15 protein-coding genes and 2 pseudogenes are annotated in these 16,431 nt (G+C 74.6%); 7 read left to right on the forward strand and 10 right to left on the reverse strand.

Annotated features, from left to right (window positions below; genetic code table 11):
- Window positions 1-79 precede the first annotated feature (79 nt).
- Complete coding sequence (locus tag B1205_RS14380) at window positions 80-874, forward strand: hypothetical protein (protein ID WP_089156076.1); 795 nt, start codon at window positions 80-82, stop codon at window positions 872-874.
- A gap of 10 nt (window positions 875-884) precedes the next feature.
- Here B1205_RS14380 and B1205_RS14385 read toward each other — a convergent pair.
- The 7 genes and pseudogenes from B1205_RS14385 to B1205_RS14415 all read right to left on the reverse strand — a co-directional run.
- Window positions 885-1,598 (reverse strand): annotated as a pseudogene (locus tag B1205_RS14385) (HAD-IIA family hydrolase); the annotation flags it as partial.
- Window positions 1,599-1,642: 44 nt separating this feature from the next.
- Window positions 1,643-2,674, reverse strand: coding sequence for a ferrochelatase (locus tag B1205_RS14390; protein WP_089156157.1), 1,032 nt, complete (start codon window positions 2,672-2,674; stop codon window positions 1,643-1,645).
- Between the two features lie 123 nt (window positions 2,675-2,797).
- Entirely contained in the window at window positions 2,798-3,565 is a 768-nt protein-coding gene (gene fabI, locus B1205_RS14395) for an enoyl-ACP reductase FabI (RefSeq protein ID WP_089156078.1), read from the reverse strand.
- Between the two features lie 24 nt (window positions 3,566-3,589).
- On the reverse strand, window positions 3,590-4,294 hold the full coding sequence (fabG, locus tag B1205_RS14400; RefSeq protein ID WP_089156079.1) for a beta-ketoacyl-ACP reductase: 705 nt from the start codon (window positions 4,292-4,294) through the stop codon (window positions 3,590-3,592).
- A 578-nt stretch (window positions 4,295-4,872) separates the two neighbouring features.
- Window positions 4,873-5,823 (reverse strand): VWA domain-containing protein, encoded by a 951-nt coding sequence (locus B1205_RS14405; RefSeq protein WP_089156080.1) that lies wholly within the window; start codon window positions 5,821-5,823, stop codon window positions 4,873-4,875.
- Window positions 5,820-6,764 (reverse strand): DUF58 domain-containing protein, encoded by a 945-nt coding sequence (locus tag B1205_RS14410; protein WP_176308602.1) that lies wholly within the window; start codon window positions 6,762-6,764, stop codon window positions 5,820-5,822. The genes B1205_RS14405 and B1205_RS14410 overlap by 4 nt, the downstream gene beginning before the upstream one ends.
- Window positions 6,743-7,884 (reverse strand): annotated as a pseudogene (locus tag B1205_RS14415) (AAA family ATPase). Before B1205_RS14415 ends, B1205_RS14410 begins: the two are co-directional and overlap by 22 nt.
- A gap of 240 nt (window positions 7,885-8,124) precedes the next feature.
- On the opposite strand from B1205_RS14415, the gene B1205_RS14420 reads away from it, so the two are divergent.
- From B1205_RS14420 to B1205_RS14430, 3 genes are all read left to right on the forward strand, one after another.
- Window positions 8,125-8,352, forward strand: a complete 228-nt coding sequence (locus B1205_RS14420) for a hypothetical protein (protein ID WP_089156082.1) — start codon at window positions 8,125-8,127, stop codon at window positions 8,350-8,352.
- A 52-nt stretch (window positions 8,353-8,404) separates the two neighbouring features.
- Window positions 8,405-8,932: a PH domain-containing protein gene (locus B1205_RS14425; RefSeq protein WP_089156083.1), complete on the forward strand. Its 528-nt coding sequence runs from the start codon at window positions 8,405-8,407 to the stop codon at window positions 8,930-8,932.
- Window positions 8,933-9,356: 424 nt separating this feature from the next.
- Complete coding sequence (locus B1205_RS14430) at window positions 9,357-10,649, forward strand: PH domain-containing protein (protein WP_089156158.1); 1,293 nt, start codon at window positions 9,357-9,359, stop codon at window positions 10,647-10,649.
- A 48-nt stretch (window positions 10,650-10,697) separates the two neighbouring features.
- On the opposite strand, the gene B1205_RS14435 is transcribed toward B1205_RS14430, so the two are convergent.
- Window positions 10,698-11,705, reverse strand: coding sequence for a phosphatase PAP2 family protein (locus B1205_RS14435; protein ID WP_089156084.1), 1,008 nt, complete (start codon window positions 11,703-11,705; stop codon window positions 10,698-10,700).
- A 610-nt stretch (window positions 11,706-12,315) separates the two neighbouring features.
- On the opposite strand from B1205_RS14435, the gene B1205_RS14440 reads away from it, so the two are divergent.
- Both B1205_RS14440 and B1205_RS14445 read left to right on the forward strand, forming a co-directional pair.
- Window positions 12,316-12,717, forward strand: a complete 402-nt coding sequence (locus B1205_RS14440) for a thioesterase family protein (protein WP_089156085.1) — start codon at window positions 12,316-12,318, stop codon at window positions 12,715-12,717.
- Window positions 12,714-13,544, forward strand: a complete 831-nt coding sequence (locus B1205_RS14445) for an MBL fold metallo-hydrolase (RefSeq protein WP_089156086.1) — start codon at window positions 12,714-12,716, stop codon at window positions 13,542-13,544. Before B1205_RS14440 ends, B1205_RS14445 begins: the two co-directional genes overlap by 4 nt.
- Before the next feature lie 126 nt (window positions 13,545-13,670).
- Here the strand turns inward: B1205_RS14445 and B1205_RS14450 are convergent, their stop codons facing one another.
- Entirely contained in the window at window positions 13,671-14,117 is a 447-nt protein-coding gene (locus B1205_RS14450; RefSeq protein WP_089156087.1) for a MarR family winged helix-turn-helix transcriptional regulator, read from the reverse strand.
- A gap of 82 nt (window positions 14,118-14,199) precedes the next feature.
- Here B1205_RS14450 and B1205_RS14455 point away from each other — a divergent pair, with 82 nt between their 5' ends.
- Window positions 14,200-15,423: a multidrug effflux MFS transporter gene (locus tag B1205_RS14455; protein WP_089156088.1), complete on the forward strand. Its 1,224-nt coding sequence runs from the start codon at window positions 14,200-14,202 to the stop codon at window positions 15,421-15,423.
- 76 nt (window positions 15,424-15,499) lie between these two features.
- Here the strand turns inward: B1205_RS14455 and B1205_RS14460 are convergent, their stop codons facing one another.
- Window positions 15,500-16,429, reverse strand: a complete 930-nt coding sequence (locus tag B1205_RS14460) for a carbohydrate kinase family protein (RefSeq protein WP_089156089.1) — start codon at window positions 16,427-16,429, stop codon at window positions 15,500-15,502.
- Window positions 16,430-16,431 lie beyond the last annotated feature (2 nt).

The following is a 16,431-nucleotide window of genomic DNA, read 5'->3' on the forward strand; positions in this document are numbered from 1 at the left end:
AACGGGGTAGTTGGGGGCAGGCCACACCGCCGGTGCGGCAGTCGAGACAGCAGCGGCGGGGAACACGTACCCTTTCCGCATGTCCTCCCCCGCAACGGGCGCGGCCACGCTGACTCCGCGCCGGTCGAGCCGGTTCGTGGCCTGGGTGCGTGCCTGGCGCGCCGGGCTGGTGCCGTTCGACGAGGTCGCCGACGCCATCGCCGGCGACGAGGAGCACCTGGTCGCGGACGCGCCCGGCACCTGGACCGACGTGTCCCTGCGGGAGGCGCTGCCCAGCCTGGCCAAGCACTCCCCGGACGAGATCCGCCTGGTGCTGCCCGCACCGGGCGACCCGCGCGGGCTGCCCGGCCCCGGCGCGTTCACCGGGGCCGCGCTGCTGGCCGGTGAGGCCGTGGTGGCCAGCGGGCTCGGGCTGGTGCCCGAGGTCCGCACGCACACCTCCGGGTCCGGGATGACCTGGGAGACCGTGCTCTGGCGGGTCCACCCGCTGCCGGTGGACGCGCCGAAGGCGTCGCTGAGCACGCCGGGCGCGGCCGAGGCCGAGGCCGAGCTGGCCGCCGCGCTGGCCGAGACGACCGCGGCGCTGACCCGGCTGGACGTCGCCCAGTGGCGGCCCGAGCTGGCCGGCGCGCTCGCCGCGCTGCGTCGCCCGGACGGCACCACCGACCTGCCCCCGGGCTTCGACCCGCGGGCCCGCCGCCTGTTCGCCCGCGCGGCCGTGCTGGACCGCGTGCTCGCGCTGGCCGGGGAGAGCGCGCCGGGCGGCGCGGTGAACACCTACGAGGCGCAGCAACGCGACGCCGCGCTGCGGCCGCTGACCACCGCCTGCCGGCAGGCCCTGGTGGCCGCCTGCAACGCCCCGCTGCGGCTGTAGGGAGCCCGGCTCAGACCTCGTCGATCAGGTCGGCGACCGAGTCGACGATGCGGGACGGCCGGTACGGGTACCGCTCGGCCTCCACCCGGCTGCTGATCCCGGTCAGCACCAGGATCGTCTCCAGCCCCGCCTCCAGTCCGCACAGGATGTCGGTGTCCATCCGGTCGCCGATCATCGCGGTGGACTCCGAGTGCGCGTCGATGGTGTTCAACGCCGAGCGCATCATCATCGGGTTGGGCTTGCCGACGAAGTAGGGCTCCACCCCGGTCGCCTTGGAGATCATCGCGGCCACCGAGCCGGCCGCCGGCAGGGCGCCCTCGACCGAGGGGCCGGTAGCGTCCGGGTTCGTGCAGATGAACCGGGCGCCGTCGTCGATCAGCCGGATCGCCTTGGTGATCGCCTCGAAGCTGTAGGTGCGGGTCTCCCCCAGCACCACGTAGTCCGGGGCGAAGTCGCTGAGCACGTACCCCACCGCGTGCAGCGCCGTGGTCAGGCCGGCCTCACCGATCACGTACGCCGTGCCGCCCGGCCGTTGGTCGGCCAGGAACTGGGCGGTGGCCAGCGCGGACGACCAGATCGCCTCCTCCGGCACGTCCAGCCCCATCCGGGCCAGGCGGGCCTGGAGGTCCCGCGGGGTGTAGATCGAGTTGTTCGTCAGCACCAGGAACGGCTTGCCGGAGGCACGCAGCTTCTTGACGAACTCCGGGGCGCCGGGCACCGNTTGCGGTCATGCATCGTGTCGTCCCCAGGGTGTCGAGGTGATCGGGCTCAGGGCCGGCGGGCCGGGGGCACGCAGCACAGCGCCGGGCAGGTGTCCCAGGCCGGCAGCTCGCCGAGCCGGCGGCGCAGCCGCTCGCCGTCCGGCGCGGTGCGCTCCGACACCAGCTCGCGGACCATCGCCACGAAGCGCGGGTCGGTGCCCGGGGTGCCGGCCCGGACGAAGTCCAGACCGAGCTGCTTGGCCGTCTCCAGGGCCTCGGTGTCGAGGTCCCACACCACCTCCAGGTGGTCGGAGACGAACCCGATCGGGCTCACCACCACGCCGGTCACGCCCTGCTCGGCCAGGGCGGTCAGGTGGTCGTTGACGTCCGGCTCCAGCCACGGCACCCGCGGCGGGCCGGACCGGCTCTGCCAGACCAGGTCGTACGCCAGGTCGGGGGCGGCCGCCGCGTGCACCAGCCGGGCCGTCTCCGCCATCTGGGCGGTGTAACGGCCGCCGTGCGGGCCGGCGGTGGCCGCCGCCGAGACCGGGATCGAGTGCGCGGTGAAGACCAGCCGGGTGCTGTCCCGCCGGGCCGGGTCGAGCTGGGCCAACGCGTCCCGGACCGCGTCGACGTGCGGCTCGACGAAGCCGGGGTGATCCCAGAACTGACGCAGCTTCTCGATCAGCGGGGCGTCCGGGCCGACCGCGGCGCGCGCCGACGCGATGTCCTCCTGGTACTGCCGGCAGGAGGAGTAGCCGCCGTACGCGCTGGTGACGAACGCCAAGGCCCGGGTGACCCCGTCGTCGCGCATCCGCGCGACCGTGTCGGCGAGCATCGGGTCCCAGTTGCGGTTGCCCCAGTAGACCGGCAGGTCGACGCCATGGGCGGCGAAGTCGTCCCGGATCGCCGCGAGCAGGTCACGGCACTGCTGGTTGATCGGCGAGACGCCGCCGAAGTGCAGGTAGTGCTCGGCGACCTCGGCCAGCCGCTCCGGCGGCACCCCCCGCCCCCGGGTCACGTTCTGCAGGAAGGGGAGCACGTCCTCGGGCCGCTCGGGACCACCGAAGGAGACCAGCACCAACGCGTCGTACGCCATGGTGCCCATTCTCCCCCGCCCACCGTGACGCTCGTGCGACGCCCCCTGCTCAGCGCGGTAACGGGTGTTAAGCGGGGCCCCTTCCTATGCAGAATGCGTTAAGAAGGTGCCCCTCCTTTCACCTCAGGCGCCGATGGCGTGGTAGCCGCCGTCCACGTGGACGATTTCGCCGGTGGTGGCCGGGAACCAGTCGGACAGCAGCGCCAGGCAGGCCCGGGCGGCCGGCTCGGTGTCGCCGAGGTTCCAGCCCAGCGGGGCCCGCTCGGCCCAGGCGTCCTCGAACTGCTCGAACCCGGGGATGGACTTGGCCGCGATGGTGCGCAGCGGCCCGGCGGCGACCAGGTTGCTGCGGATGCCCTGCTTGCCCAGGTGCAGCGCCAGGTAACGGGAGGCGGACTCCAGCCCGGCCTTGGCCACGCCCATCCAGTCGTAGACCGGCCATGCCTTGGTGGCGTCGAAGGTGAGGCCCACCACCGCCCCGCCGGCGGACATCAGCGGCAGCGCCGCCATGGCCAGGGACTTGTAGGAGTAGGTGGAGACCTGCAGGGCGGTGGCCACGTCCGCCCAGGGCGCGTCGAGGAAACCGCCGCCGAGGCAGCTCTGCGGGGCGAACCCGATCGAGTGCACCACCCCGTCCAGGCCGTCGACGTGCTCGCGTACCTTGTCGGCCAGGCCGGCGAGCTGTTCGTCGTTCGACACGTCCAGCTCGATCACCGGCGCCGGCTCGGGCAGCCGCTTGGCGATCCGCTCCACCAGGGAGAGCCGGCCGTAGCCGGTGAGCACGACCTGGGCGCCGTTCTCCTGGGCGAGCTTCGCCACGGAGAAGGCGATCGAGGCGTCGGTGATGACGCCGGTGACCAGCAGCCGCTTACCGGCCAGGAGTCCGGACATTGCGTAGTTCCTCCGCGCTCTCGCTCAGTGACCCATGCCGAGGCCGCCGTCGACCGGGATGACGGCGCCGGAGATGTAGCCGGCCGCGTCCGAGGCCAGCCAGGTGACCACCCCGGCCACCTCCTCCGGCTGGGCGAACCGGCCGGCCGGGATGGCCTTGCGGTATTCGGTGCGACGCTCCTCGGGCAGCGCCGCGGTCATGTCGGTGTCGATGAAGCCGGGCGCCACCACGTTCGCGGTGATGTTGCGGCTGCCCAGCTCGCGGGTGATCGAGCGGGCCACGCCGACCAGGCCGGCCTTGCTCGCGGCGTAGTTCACCTGACCGGCGCCGCCGTAGAGGCCGACCACCGAGGAGATGAAGATCAGCCGGCCCCACTTCGCCCGGAGCATCTTCGTCGAGGCCCGCTTGGCGACCCGGAACGAGCCGCTCAGGTTGGTGTCGAGCACCCGGGTGAACTGCTCCTCGGACATCCGCATGATCAGCGTGTCGTCCGTGATGCCGGCGTTGGCGACCAGCACCTCGACCGGGCCCAGCTCGGCCTCCACGGCGGCGAACGCGGCGTCCACCGACTCGGCGTCGGTCACGTCGCACCGCACCCCGAACAGACCCTCAGGGGCCTCCCCGCTGCGGTGCGTCACCGCCACCCGGTCCCCCTGCTTGGCGAAGGCCTGCGCGATGGCCAGGCCGATTCCCCGGTTTCCGCCGGTCACCAGCACGGTGCGGGCCACGGCTCCCCCTCTGCTCCGCTGATCTCTCGGTCGGTCGGAGCCTAGGGGTTACCGGCAGGTAAGCGCTAACCCGAGCAGGTCACCGCCGGACCGGGCGTCCGACGCCGGACCGGGTCAGGTCGGGCGCTCGGCCGCCCGCGCGGCACACTCACCCCCGGTGTACGATCGTCGCGTCTGCGGGCCGGTTCGGTGCCCGCGCTCCGGGCCCCGCCGACTACAGGAGGTGATCGCTGTGCGAGATAGCGATCCTCCCAGTCGTGGCCGGGCCCACCGTCAGCCCCGCTGAGCCACGGCTCGGTCGACGCGGCTGACCCGCTTCCCGCCCTCCGCACCGCACCCGCTTCCCGGCGCCCATCGCCGGGGGTGGCCCTGCCGCGCGGCGGAGCACCCGGTCACGACTTCGTGCGCGTACCTCCTGATCCCCCGCGCGGCCCGCGTCACCGGGCCGACAGTCGCCACGGAGCACCCCCATGAGCCGTTACGTCGCCCCGCTGGGCTTCACCCTCGCCGCCGTCTGGGTGGCGGTCCTGTTCGTCCTGGCCGGCGGCGGTCACTGACCACCGCCGGCCCGGCCCGGCTCAGATCAGGCGGGACGTCCAGAGCAGACTCAGCGCCCCGGCGCAGAGCGCCAGCAGCAGCGCGATCCCCGCGTACCACTGGGTGATCTCCCGCGGCTCGGTGCGGTAGCCGATCGAGCTGCCCATGTCCTGGTAGACCTGCTTCAACTCGGTCGCCGTGGCCGCCTCGTAGAAGTAACCCTGGGTGGTCTCCGCGAGCTGGGAGAGCGCGGTGCGGTCCACCGGCACCCGCTGGAGCTGACCGCCGATGTCGACCTGACCCGAGTCGGTGCCGAAGGCGATGGTGGAGACCGGCACATTGGCCGCCTGCGCCGCCGCGGCCGCCTCCTCGACCGACCGCCCCGACGTCCGGTAGCCGTCGGAGAGCAGCACGATCCGGGCCGGCGGGATGCCGGCGGCGCCGTCGGCCGGCACCGACCGGATCGCCTCCAGGCAGGTGAACACCGCCTCACCGGTGGCGGTCGCCTCGGCCAGCACCAGCCCGTCGATGGCGGTGGCCACCGCGGCCCGGTCCTTGGTCGGCGGCACCAGCACGTTCGCCGCCTTGGCGAACGAGACCAGCCCCACGTTGTAGCTCGTCGGCAGCTCACCGACGAACTGCTTGGCCGCCTCCTGGGCGGCCTCCAGGCGGTTCGGCGACACGTCGTCGGCCTGCATGGACAGCGACACGTCGACCGCGAGCATCACGGTGGCCCGCTCCAGCGGCTCCCGGGTGTCCATCGCCGGCCGGGCCAGCCCGGTGGCCAGCACCAGCAGACAGAGCAGGAACGCGGTGGCCGCGGCGTGCCGCCGCCAGCCCAGGCCCTTCGGCGCGAGGGTGCGCAGCAGGTCGACGTTGGTGAAGCGCAGCGCGTACTGCTTGCGGTGCAACTGCCGCCACACGTACGCGGCGGCGAGGGCCAGCACCGGCAGCACGGCGAGCAGCCACCACGGTTGCAGAAAACGGATCATCGGGTCGTCCCTCGGGTACGGGCGTGCCGCTGCCCGGCGACGAAACGCACCATGTCCAGCAGCCAGTCTCGGTCGGTACGCAGGCGCAGGTGGGCCGCGCCGGCGGTGCGCAACTCGGCGGCGATCGCACCCCGTCGGGCGGCCGCCGCCTCGGCGTACCGGCGGCGCAGCCGCGGATCGGAGGTCTGCACCTCGTGCAGCTCGCCGCTCTCCGGGTCGACCACCGGCAGCACCCCCACGTCGGGCAGTTCCAGTTCCAGCGGGTCGACCACCTCGACGGCCAGCACGTCGTGGCGGACCCGCAACTTACGCAGCGGGCGGCCCCACTGCTGCGGCGGCGCGAGGAAGTCGGAGATCACCACCGCCACGCCGCGCCGTCGCGGCGGCCGGTTGAGCATGTCGGTCAACGCGCCGAGGTCGCTGCGGCCGGGGCGGATCTCGGTGCCGGCGACGGCACGCAGCAGCCCCTGCGCCTCCTTGCGGCCGGCACGGGCGGGCAGCCGAGCGTACGTCCCCACGCCGGTGCCGACCACCGCCCCGATCCGGTTTCCGCCGCGTACGGTGAGGTGGGCCAGCGCGGCGACCGCGGCGGTCGCCACGTCCCGCTTGAGCCATCGCGCGCTGCCGAAGTCCAGGCTGGCCGACAGGTCGACGGCCAGCCAGGTCTCCAACTCGCGGTCGGCCACCGTACGCCGCACGTGCGGCATGGTGGTGCGGGCGGTCACCGGCCAGTCCATCCGGCGTACGTCGTCGCCGGGGCGGTATTCCCGGGACTCCCCCGCCTCGCTGCCGGGGCCCGGCAACAGGCCGGCGTAGTCGCCCTGGAGCAGGCCGTCCAGCTTGCGCGTGACCATGAGCTGCAACCGGGCCAGGACGGCGCCCGAACGGTCGCCGGTGGCCGGCAGGCGGGTGGGTGGAGTCACGGCCGCTGCCCGGGCCAGCCGTTGTGCGGCGCGGCCGGCGGCGGGACGGCCTGCTGGCGGGGCGCCACCGCGGGCAGCGGGATGGTCGACATCACCCGGTGCACGATGTGGTCGGCCGGCACGTCGTCGGCGAGCGCGTCGTAGCTCAGCACCAGCCGGTGCCGCAGGATGTCCGGCGCGATGTCCTGCACGTCCTGCGGCAGCGCGTAGTCCCGCCCGCGCAGCAGCGCCAGCGCGCGGGTGGCCCGGACCAGGCCGAGCGAGGCGCGGGGGCTGGCGCCGTACTGGATGAGCTGGGCCACGTCGGGCATGCCGTGCTCGGCCGGGGCACGGGTGGCGAGCACCAGCCGGACCGCGTAGTCGACCAGCGCGTTGTGCACGAAGACCTGGTCGGCCTTGCGCTGGAGGGCGATCAGGTCCGGGGTGTCGAACACCCGGGCCGGCTCGGGCGGCGCGACGCCCATCCGGTAGACGATCTCGCGCTCCTCGGCGTCGGTCGGATAGCCCACCACGATCTTCATCAGGAACCGGTCCCGCTGGGCCTCGGGCAGCGGGTAGACGCCCTCCTGCTCGATCGGGTTCTGGGTCGCCATCACCAGGAACGGGTCGGGTACCCGGTGGGTCTCGCCACCGATCGACACCTGCCGCTCGCTCATCACCTCCAGCAGCGCCGACTGCACCTTGGCCGGGGCCCGGTTGATCTCGTCGGCGAGNGGAAGTTGACGAAGACCGGGCCCAGCTCGACGTCGAACTTCTCGCTGGACTGCCGGTAGATCCGGGTGCCCATGATGTCGGCGGGCACCAGGTCCGGGGTGAACTGGACCCGGGCGAAGGAGCCGCCGACCACCCGGGCGAGCGTCTCCACGGCGAGCGTCTTGGCCACCCCGGGCACCCCCTCCAGCAGGCAGTGCCCCCGGGCCAGCAACGCGACGAACATCCGCTCGACCATCCGGTCCTGGCCGACGATCACCCGCTTGATCTCGAAGAGCGCCCGCTCCAGCAACGTCGCGTCCTGCGCCGGGGTGGTCGCCGGGGTGGTGGTCGCGGGCGCTGCCGTCGGAGTGCTGGTCACCGGGGGTGGCGCGGCCGGTGGCGCTTCGGTCGGGGTCGGCACGTCGGGCGTGGTCGGCTGGGCCACCGGTCCTCCACAGCTGGGTCGTCGTCGCGGCGTGGTGCACACCAAGACTGTCATGCCTCGCTGAGAGCCGAGGGTGGGAGAGGCACGATTTCCGCCGCGCCGTCACGCCGCGCGGAAAACGCTGAACACCGCTGGACAACAAGGGGTCCGCCGTGTGTACGATTCACCCCGTCGCCGGGCGGCTCCCCCCGTGGCCGCCCGGCGCTAACGCTCCCGGCGTGCGGCCCTAGACTCGCCCCGGTGACCACTCCCACCTCGGACGACGCGCTGATCTGCTCGGCGCGGGGGTGTCGCGCCCCCGCCGCGTTCGAGCTGCGCTGGCACAATCCCCGCCTGCACGCCCCGGACCGGCGCAAGACCTGGCTGGCCTGCCCGGCACACCGCACCTCCCTGGGTGACTTCCTCGACGCGCGCGGCTTCCTGCGCGAGGTGGTGCCGCTGCCGGGATCGCCTACGCTCGAATCGTGAGCGAGCAGACCATCCGACCCCGCACCGCCGGCGGACGCGGCGGGTTTCCCCGGTGAGCGGTGACGACCATGCCGGGCGACCGGTCGCCCCGCCCGGCCCGCTGGAGCCGTGGCCGGACACGGTCCGCTGGCAGCCGATCTCCCGCGACCTGATCTGGGTGGAGCTGATCCGGCTCGGCATCGTGCTCGCCGTGACGCTGGCGGTGCTCGGCGTGGCCTGGGCGATGGCCGGGCACTGGCTGCTCGGGGTCGCCCTCGCCGTGGCGCTGGCGCTGTTCGCGTGGCGGGCGGTCACCATCGTGCGCGCGGTCAGAGCCTGGGGGTACGCCGAGCGGGACGACGACCTGCTGGTCCGGCACGGCCTGCTGGTGCGGCGGCTCTCCATCGTCCCGTATTCGCGGATGCAGTTCGTCGACGTGAGCGCCGGCCCCCTGGAGCGCGCCTTCGACCTGGCCACCGTGCAACTGCACACCGCCGCGGCGGCCAGCGACGCCCGGGTGCCCGGCCTGCGGCCGGCCGAGGCGTCGCGGCTGCGGGACCGGCTGACCGCACTGGGCGAGGACCGGGCGGAGGGCCTGTGAGTCCGGCGAGCGCGCGGCGCGAACCGATCCGGCGAGCCCCGCAGTCGCGAACGGCGGCGTTCCGGTGAGCGAGCCCGGCGCGTCGGCGCCCCGGGAGGACCGCCCCGTCCCACCGCCCGCTCCGGGACCGGTGACGAACGGGCACCCGTGGCCATCCGCGCCGGTACACGGCCCGCCCGCCCCACCTCCCGGCCACGCCCCACCTCCCGGCCCGGCACCGCAACCACCGCCGCCCGGCCACGCCGGACCGCCCGGACCGGCACCGCAACCGCCACCTCCCGGTCACACGGAGTGGCCCGGACCGACACCCCAGCCCACTCCGGGCCCCGGTCCGGTCACGGCGACCGGGCCGTGGCCGGGACCCGTCCCGCCGCCGCCCGGGCCGTGGGGTCCCCCGCCGGGCGGTGCGGAGCCGCGCCGACGGCTGCACCCGCTGAGTCCCGCCCTGCACGGCGCGAAGTCACTGGTCGTGGTGATCGCCGGGCTCTCCTGGTCGACCCTGTCCCGGGTCGGTTTCGGCTGGTTCTCCGTGCTGGTCGCGGTCTTCGTCCTCGGCGCCACCGTGCTGTCGGTGGTGAGCTGGTGGAACACCGGCTACCACATGGTGGGACGCGAACTGCGGGTGCACGAGGGGCTGCTGTGGCGGCGCACCCGGGCCATCCCGCTGGAGCGGTTGCAGGCGGTGGAGGTGGTCCGGCCGCTGCTGGCCCAGCTCACCGGCCTGGCGGAGCTGCGCCTGGAGGTGGTCGGCGGCGGCAAGACCGAGGCGCCGCTGGCGTACCTCGGGGTGACCGAGGCGACCGCGCTGCGACAACGGCTGCTCGCGGTGGCCGGGCACGCCCCGGCACCCACGGCCGCGCCGGCCACCGCGGGAACGCCGCCTCCGCCCGCGCCCACCGGCCGCCGGCTGCACGCGGTACGCAACCAGGATCTGCTGGTCAGCCAACTGCTCACGCCGCAGGCGTTCCTGCTGCCGTTCGGCCTGGCCTTCGTGGTGGCGCAGTTCGTCCGCGAGGGCTCGTGGTCGTTCGTCGCGGTCGCGAGCACACTGACCGCGATGGCCGGCGTGATATTGCAACCGATCCGCCGGGTGCTCGACGACTGGAGCTTCCGGCTGGACCGGGACGGCGACGTGCTACGGGTGCACAACGGGCTGTTGGAGACCCGGGTGCAGACCGTGCCGCTGCACCGGGTGCAGACCGTCGGGGTGACCTGGCCGCTGCTCTGGCGGGTCAAGGGCTGGCTGCGGCTGCGGCTGGAGGTGGCCGGTTACTCCGCCGCCGAGCCGGACGACCGGAACCGCCCGGACCGGCTGCTGCCGGTCGGCGACGCGGGCACCGGCGGGCTGGTCGTGGCGGAGGTGCTGCCCGGCGTACGCCTGAATGAGTTACCGACCACGCCGCCGCCCGCGCGGGCGCGCTGGCTGCGCCCGCTGAGCCGGGCGAGGGTCGGCGCCGGCCTGCACGAGCAGGTCTTCGCGGCCCGCGCCGGGCTGCTGACCCGACATGTGACGCTGGTGCCGTACGCCCGGATCCAGAGCGTGCGGGTCACCCGGGGTCCGGCGCAGCGGCTGCTGCGGCTGGCCACCGTGCACGCCGACACCGCCGGAGGGGCCGGGGCGGCGGCGGTCGACCGGGACCTGGCCGAGGCGTGGGCGCTGGCCGCGGAGCTGACCACACGGGCGCAGGCCGCGCGACACCCGGGCCCCGGCCGCTGACACACGTCCGCCGGCCCGGCCGCCCAGCGGTCCGGGCGTCGGGGGCGGCTAGCCGCGCTCGGCCGGTACCGCGTCCCGGTCACCGGCGTTCCGGTCGCCCGGGGACGGCGGTCCGGCGGGCGCGGTGTCGACCGTCGCGGCGGGCTCCCCGGCGGCACGCNCCACGTACGCCCAGCCGACCAGCACGTCGATCAGGTAGTGCTCGCCGCTGTACATCAGCGTGAACGTCATGGCCAGCGGATACGACAGCAGCAGCGGCCACCACCGCCGGCGCACCGAACGCAGGAAGAACAGCACCACGAACAGCGCGAACGCGGTGTGCAACGACGGCATCGCGGCCACCGGGTTGGAGGCGATCTGCCCTGCGTTGAGCAGGTTGCCCGCCCCGTGCATGCCGATCTCCCGCCACCCTCGGGTGGAGATCCGCGCCACCTCACTGAGCAGCCCGTTCTGCGCCGCCCACCAGGGCGGCGCGGCCGGATAGAGGAAGTAGGTGACCAGCCCGGCCGCGCAGAGGAAACCCCACCGCGCCATGTAGCCGACCCAGCGCTGCCGGTTGCGCATCCAGAGCACCGCGGCCGCCGCCAGCGTGGCCACGAAGTGCGAGAAGTAGATCCAGCTCACCAGCACGTCCCACCAGCGCACCTGGGCCGGATCGTAGAGGTGCTGCTGGAGCCAGACGGTCGGCACCTCGCCGCCGGTCGCCCACCCGGTGAGGAACCGGTCGGCGACGATCAGTTCCATGGCATGCGGGGTCGCGCCGTTGTCCGCGAAACCACGGGACAGGTTGTACGCGGCGAGCAGCAGCACCACCGGGATCCAGTCCCGGGCGAAGCGCAGGTGGCTGCGCCACGGCCGGGCCGAATTCCAGGCGATCGTGCCCGCCCAGATCCATACGAACGCGTAGGCCGGATCGGTGGGCAGGCCGATGGCGAGCCACGCGGCCACGAAGGCGACGCCCCAGACGGTCATCGCGATCACGCGACGGCGCCCGCCGTCGGGAGACGCGGGCGGTCCGGCGGGGGCGGGGGGCGGAGGATCTGTCAACACGGCCATCGCGGACAAGGTTAACGGCGGGCGACCGGCGTGCCGACGCCGACCGCCGGGCGGCCTGCGCAACCCGGCGGCGTCGACCCGACCCCGCCAGCGCGGCGGCGCGGCGGCGCTGGCGCAAGACCAGGTCTGCGCCGGGCCTGACGGGACCCCCGGCACGGCACGACGGCCCAGCTGGCAGTACGGCACGACCGCCGGAGATCCTGTTGGCCCTGCGAACGTGGGGACGTCAGGCATCGAGGCGTCCGGGCCGGCCGCTTCGCGGTAGCGGGACTGCGGCGCGATCACGGATGTCGCACTTCTACTCTCGGTGACCACAGCGGAGCGTGGACGACTCCACTGGAATATACCCCAGCGTCATAATTATGCCTCTCAGGCATATCACGTCCCTTGCTCATGTTTCGCTGGCCATGACACCGCCCGGCGCGGAGCGCCAACGGCGGCGACCCGTCTACGCCATCAGGTTCGTAGGCGCGATGGAGCGACCCGGGCCTACGCGGGAAGGCACATCGGATGAGCCGCCACCCGGCCACCCGGCCACCCGCCGGCTACGCGCGTCGGTGGCGGTGCGGACGGCGGACGGGCCCGACCGGGCTGCACTAGGCTCGGCCGCATGCAGGAGCAGCCGGAGTCGCCCTTCGTACCGGGCCTGACCGCCCGGGTCGAGCTGACCGTCACCGACGCGGACACCGCCCGGGCCGTGGGGTCGGGCGACGTGCCGGTGCTCGGCACCCCCCGGGTGCTGGCGCTGGCCGAGGCGGCGACGGTGGCGGCCACCGCGCCCCGGATGCCGTCCGGCGCCACCACCGTCGGGGTACGGGTCGAGCTGGAGCACCGGGCCGCCACCCCGGTCGGGCGCACGGTGACCGCGCACGCCGAACTCGTCAAGGTCGACGGTCGCCGGCTGGTCTTCGAGGTGACCGTCACGGACGGGCCCACGGTCGCGGCGCAGGGGCGGGTGGAGCGGGCGCTGGTCGACCGGCAGCGCTTCGTCGAGCGGGCCGCACGCGCGTGACGACCGCCGGCTTCGAGGAGATCGCTCCCGGCGTACACCTGCTGCGCGAACCGCTGCTGAGGGTCAACGTCGTGCTGGTGGTGGGTGACGGCGCGGCGCTGCTGGTGGACACGCTCTCCACCGCCGGGCAGGCCCGGGAGCTGGCGGCCGCCGCGCGGGCGGTGACGCCGCACCCGTGGACGATCGTCAACACCCACCACCACTTCGACCACTGCTTCGGCAACGCCACGCTGGCCGGGCCGGACACCCCGGTCTACGCGCACGCCCAAGCCGTGGCGGTGCTGCGCGACCACCCGGAGGAGCTGCGCCGGGCGGCGTACGAGGAGATGCGCGCCGGGCAGCCGGCGCTGGCCGAGGAGCTGGCGCGGGCCGAGCTGCGGACGCCGACGCACGAGGTACGCGAGGAGACGGTGCTGGACGTCGGGGGGCGGCGGGTGCTGCTGCGCCACCCCGGGCACGGGCACACCGACGCCGACCTGGTGGTGCGTGTGCCGGACGCGGACGTGCTGGTCGCGGGTGATCTGGTCGAGCAGAGCGGACCGCCGGCGTTCGAGGAGTCGTACCCGTTGCAGTGGCCGGACGCGGTGGCGGACCTGCTGCGGCTGACCACGCCGACCACGGTGGTGGTGCCCGGCCACGGCGAGCCGGTCGGCCCGGAGTTCGTCCGCGAGCAGCACGCGCAGCTCGCGCGGCAGGCGTGGCTGATCCGCGCCGGTCACACCGGCAGCGCCCCGCCCGAGCGGGTGGCCGCCGAGTCGCCGTTCGGCGCCCGACCCGGCCTGATCGCGGCTCGCCGGGGCTACGCCGAACTCGACGGCACGGCCTGACCACCCGGCGCGACGGGACGCGGACGGAGACGACCGGACGCCGGACAGCGCCGAAAGGCGGGGCGTGGCCGGGACGTCGGATCCGGAACGGCCGGCGCGGGCGGACGACGGTGCGCGGCGGGCCGGTCAGGTGCGGGCGCGCAGAGCGGTGAGCAGGGCGGCGACGTGCGGGGCAGCGGCCAGCACGGCCGCCCGGGCCACCGGGTCGAGGCCGGCCAGGGACTCGGTGAGCAGGGCGGCGCGGTGCATCTCGTAGTCGGCCATCCGCCGGCTGGCCGCCTCGGTGATGTGCAGCCGGACCACCCGGCGGTCGGCCGGGTCGCGGTCGCGGCGCAGCAGCCCGGCGTCGGTGAGGTCGCGGACCAGCGTGCTCACCGTGTTCGGCGCGGTGCCGAGTCGACGCGCCACCTCCTTGCCGCTGATCCCGGGCGCGGCCCGGACGAGCAGGAGCAGTTCCACCTGGGCCTCGGGCAGCGGGTCCCGGTCGGCGCGGGTGCCGGTCTTGCGGCGCAGCAGCCGGTGCAGCTCCCCCAGCGCGGCCCCGAACCGCGCGATCTCCTCGTCGGCCGTCACGGAGTCACCTGCTTCACATCGCAACAGTTCTGCCTACAGAGATAAGGTTACCCGGACGCACCAGATCCAGGGGGTACCTTCCGTGAGCCAGCCCGTGCGGACCGCCGCGCGCCCGCCCGTCGACCGTCCCGCCGCGCCGGGCGGAGGCGTGACCCTGCTGGTGCTGCTCGGCACGCTTACCGCGATCGGCCCGCTCTCGCTGGACATGTACCTGCCGGCGTTCCCGGCGATGACCCGCGAGCTCGGCGCCGACCAGGCCGGCATCCAGCTCTCCCTGACCACCTGCCTGATCGGCCTGGCGGTGGGCCAACTGGTCACCGGCCCGCTCAGCGACCGCTGGGGGCGGCGGCGTCCCGTGCTGGTCGGCGTCGTCGCGTACGCCGTGTTCGCGCTGGCCTGCGCCGCGGCACCCAGCGCCCCGCTGCTGGCCGGCGCGCGATTCGCCCAGGGGCTCGCCGGCGGCATGGGCGTGGTGGTCGCCCGCGCGGTGGTCCGCGACCTCTACTCCGGCCGGGACGCGGCGAAGTACTTCTCCCGGCTCACCCTGGTCTTCGGCGTGGCACCGGTGGCCGCGCCGAGCGTCGGCAGCCTGGTGCTCCGGTTCGGCTCCTGGCAGGCCGTCTTCCTCACCCTGGCGGTGATCGGCGCGCTGCTCGCCGTCGCGGTCGCGCTGCGCCTGCCGGAGACACTGCCGGCGGAACGTCGCAGCACCGGGGGCCTGGCCGACACCGCCCGGACCATGCGGTCGCTGGCCGCCGACCGGGTCTACCTCGGGTACGCGCTGACCCAGGGCTTCGCGTTCGCCGGGCTGTTCGCGTACATCTCGGGGTCGTCGTTCGTGTTCCAGGACGTCTTCGGCGTCTCGGCGGCGGTGTTCAGCGTGGTCTTCGGGGTGAACGCGCTCGCGTTGGTCGCCACCGGGCAGCTGAACGCCCGGCTGCTCGACCGGTTCAGTCCGCGCCGGCTGCTGGTCACCACGCTGGTGGTCGGCCTGGTCACCGCCGCCGGCGTGCTGACCGGCGCGCTCGCCGGCAGCCTCGCCGTCACGGCGGTGGCGCTGTTCGCCTTCGTCGGCTCGCTGGGCATGGTGATGCCGAACAGCACCGCGCTGGCGCTGGACGCGCACGCCCGGCACGCCGGCACCGCCGCCGCGTTGATGGGCGGCATCCAGTCGGTGGTCGGCGCGCTCGCCGCGCCTCTGGTCGGCCTCGGCGGCGAGGGCAGCGCGCTGCCGATGGCCGCCGTCCTGGCCGGTGCCGCCGCCCTCTCCCTGACCGCCGTCCTCACCCTGGCCCGCTCGCGCTGACCCGCCGGGCGCCCGGCGTTCGGTGTTAACAAGGGGCCCCGCCTCTACCCGAAGCGTTAAGAAGGTGCCCCTCCTTTCACGCGAAGCGGGTGGTGACGGCGGGGCGGGTGGGCATGGCGGTGGCACCGCCGGGCGACTCGCACACCAGCGCGGCGACCCGGAGCGCGAACGCCACCCGGTCGCGCCACCCGGCGGCGTCGGCCGGCTCGCCGGCGACGAGCAGCTCGGCCACCAGCGCGCCCATCACCGAGTCGCCGGCGCCGGTGGCGTCCACCGCGTCGACCTTCGGCGCGGGCACGCGTACCACGTCGTCGGCGGCGGCGACCAGGGCGCCGTCCGCGCCGAGCGTGACCACCACGGTGGTCGCGCCCAGTTCCCGCAGGTACGCGGCCACGCCCTCGACCGGCTCCGCCGGGTAGAGGACCCGGGCGTCCGCCGCGCTCAGCTTGACCAGGTGCGCCCCGGCGGCGAACTCGGCGACCACGCCGCGTAGCCGGTCCAGCGCGTCGGGGCCGGTGAGCAGGCTGGGGCGGACGTTCGGGTCGAACACGCGCAGCCCGCCGACGGTCCACCAGGCGCGGCGGGCGGCGGCCAGCACCGGCGGGTCGAGCAGCACGATCGAGCCGCAGTAGAGCACGTCCGCGCCCTCGACCAGCGCCACGTCGAGGTCGTCCGGGCCGAGCAGGGCGTACGAGCGGGGCTCGCCGTAGAAGCGGAACTCGGGCTCCGGGCCGGCGAACGTGGCCACGGCCAGCGCGGTCGGGGCCGGCACGGTCACCGCCCCGGCCACGCCGACGCCGGCGTCGGTGAGGAAGGCACGGATCCGGCCGGCGAGCGCGTCGTCGCCGAGTGAGCCGACGAACTGCACGTCACCGCCGAGCCGGGCGACCGCCACCGCGACGTTGAGCGGGCCGCCGCCGATCGCCTGCCGGTAGACGGGCACCCCGTCCTGCTCGGCGTCGAGCAGGTCGACCAGCGCCTCGCCGAGCACCACCGCGTACCCCATCC

Origin of the sequence: Micromonospora sp. NBS 11-29 (genome assembly GCF_002140155.1) — a bacterium.
Lineage (GTDB): Bacteria > Actinomycetota > Actinomycetes > Mycobacteriales > Micromonosporaceae > Micromonospora.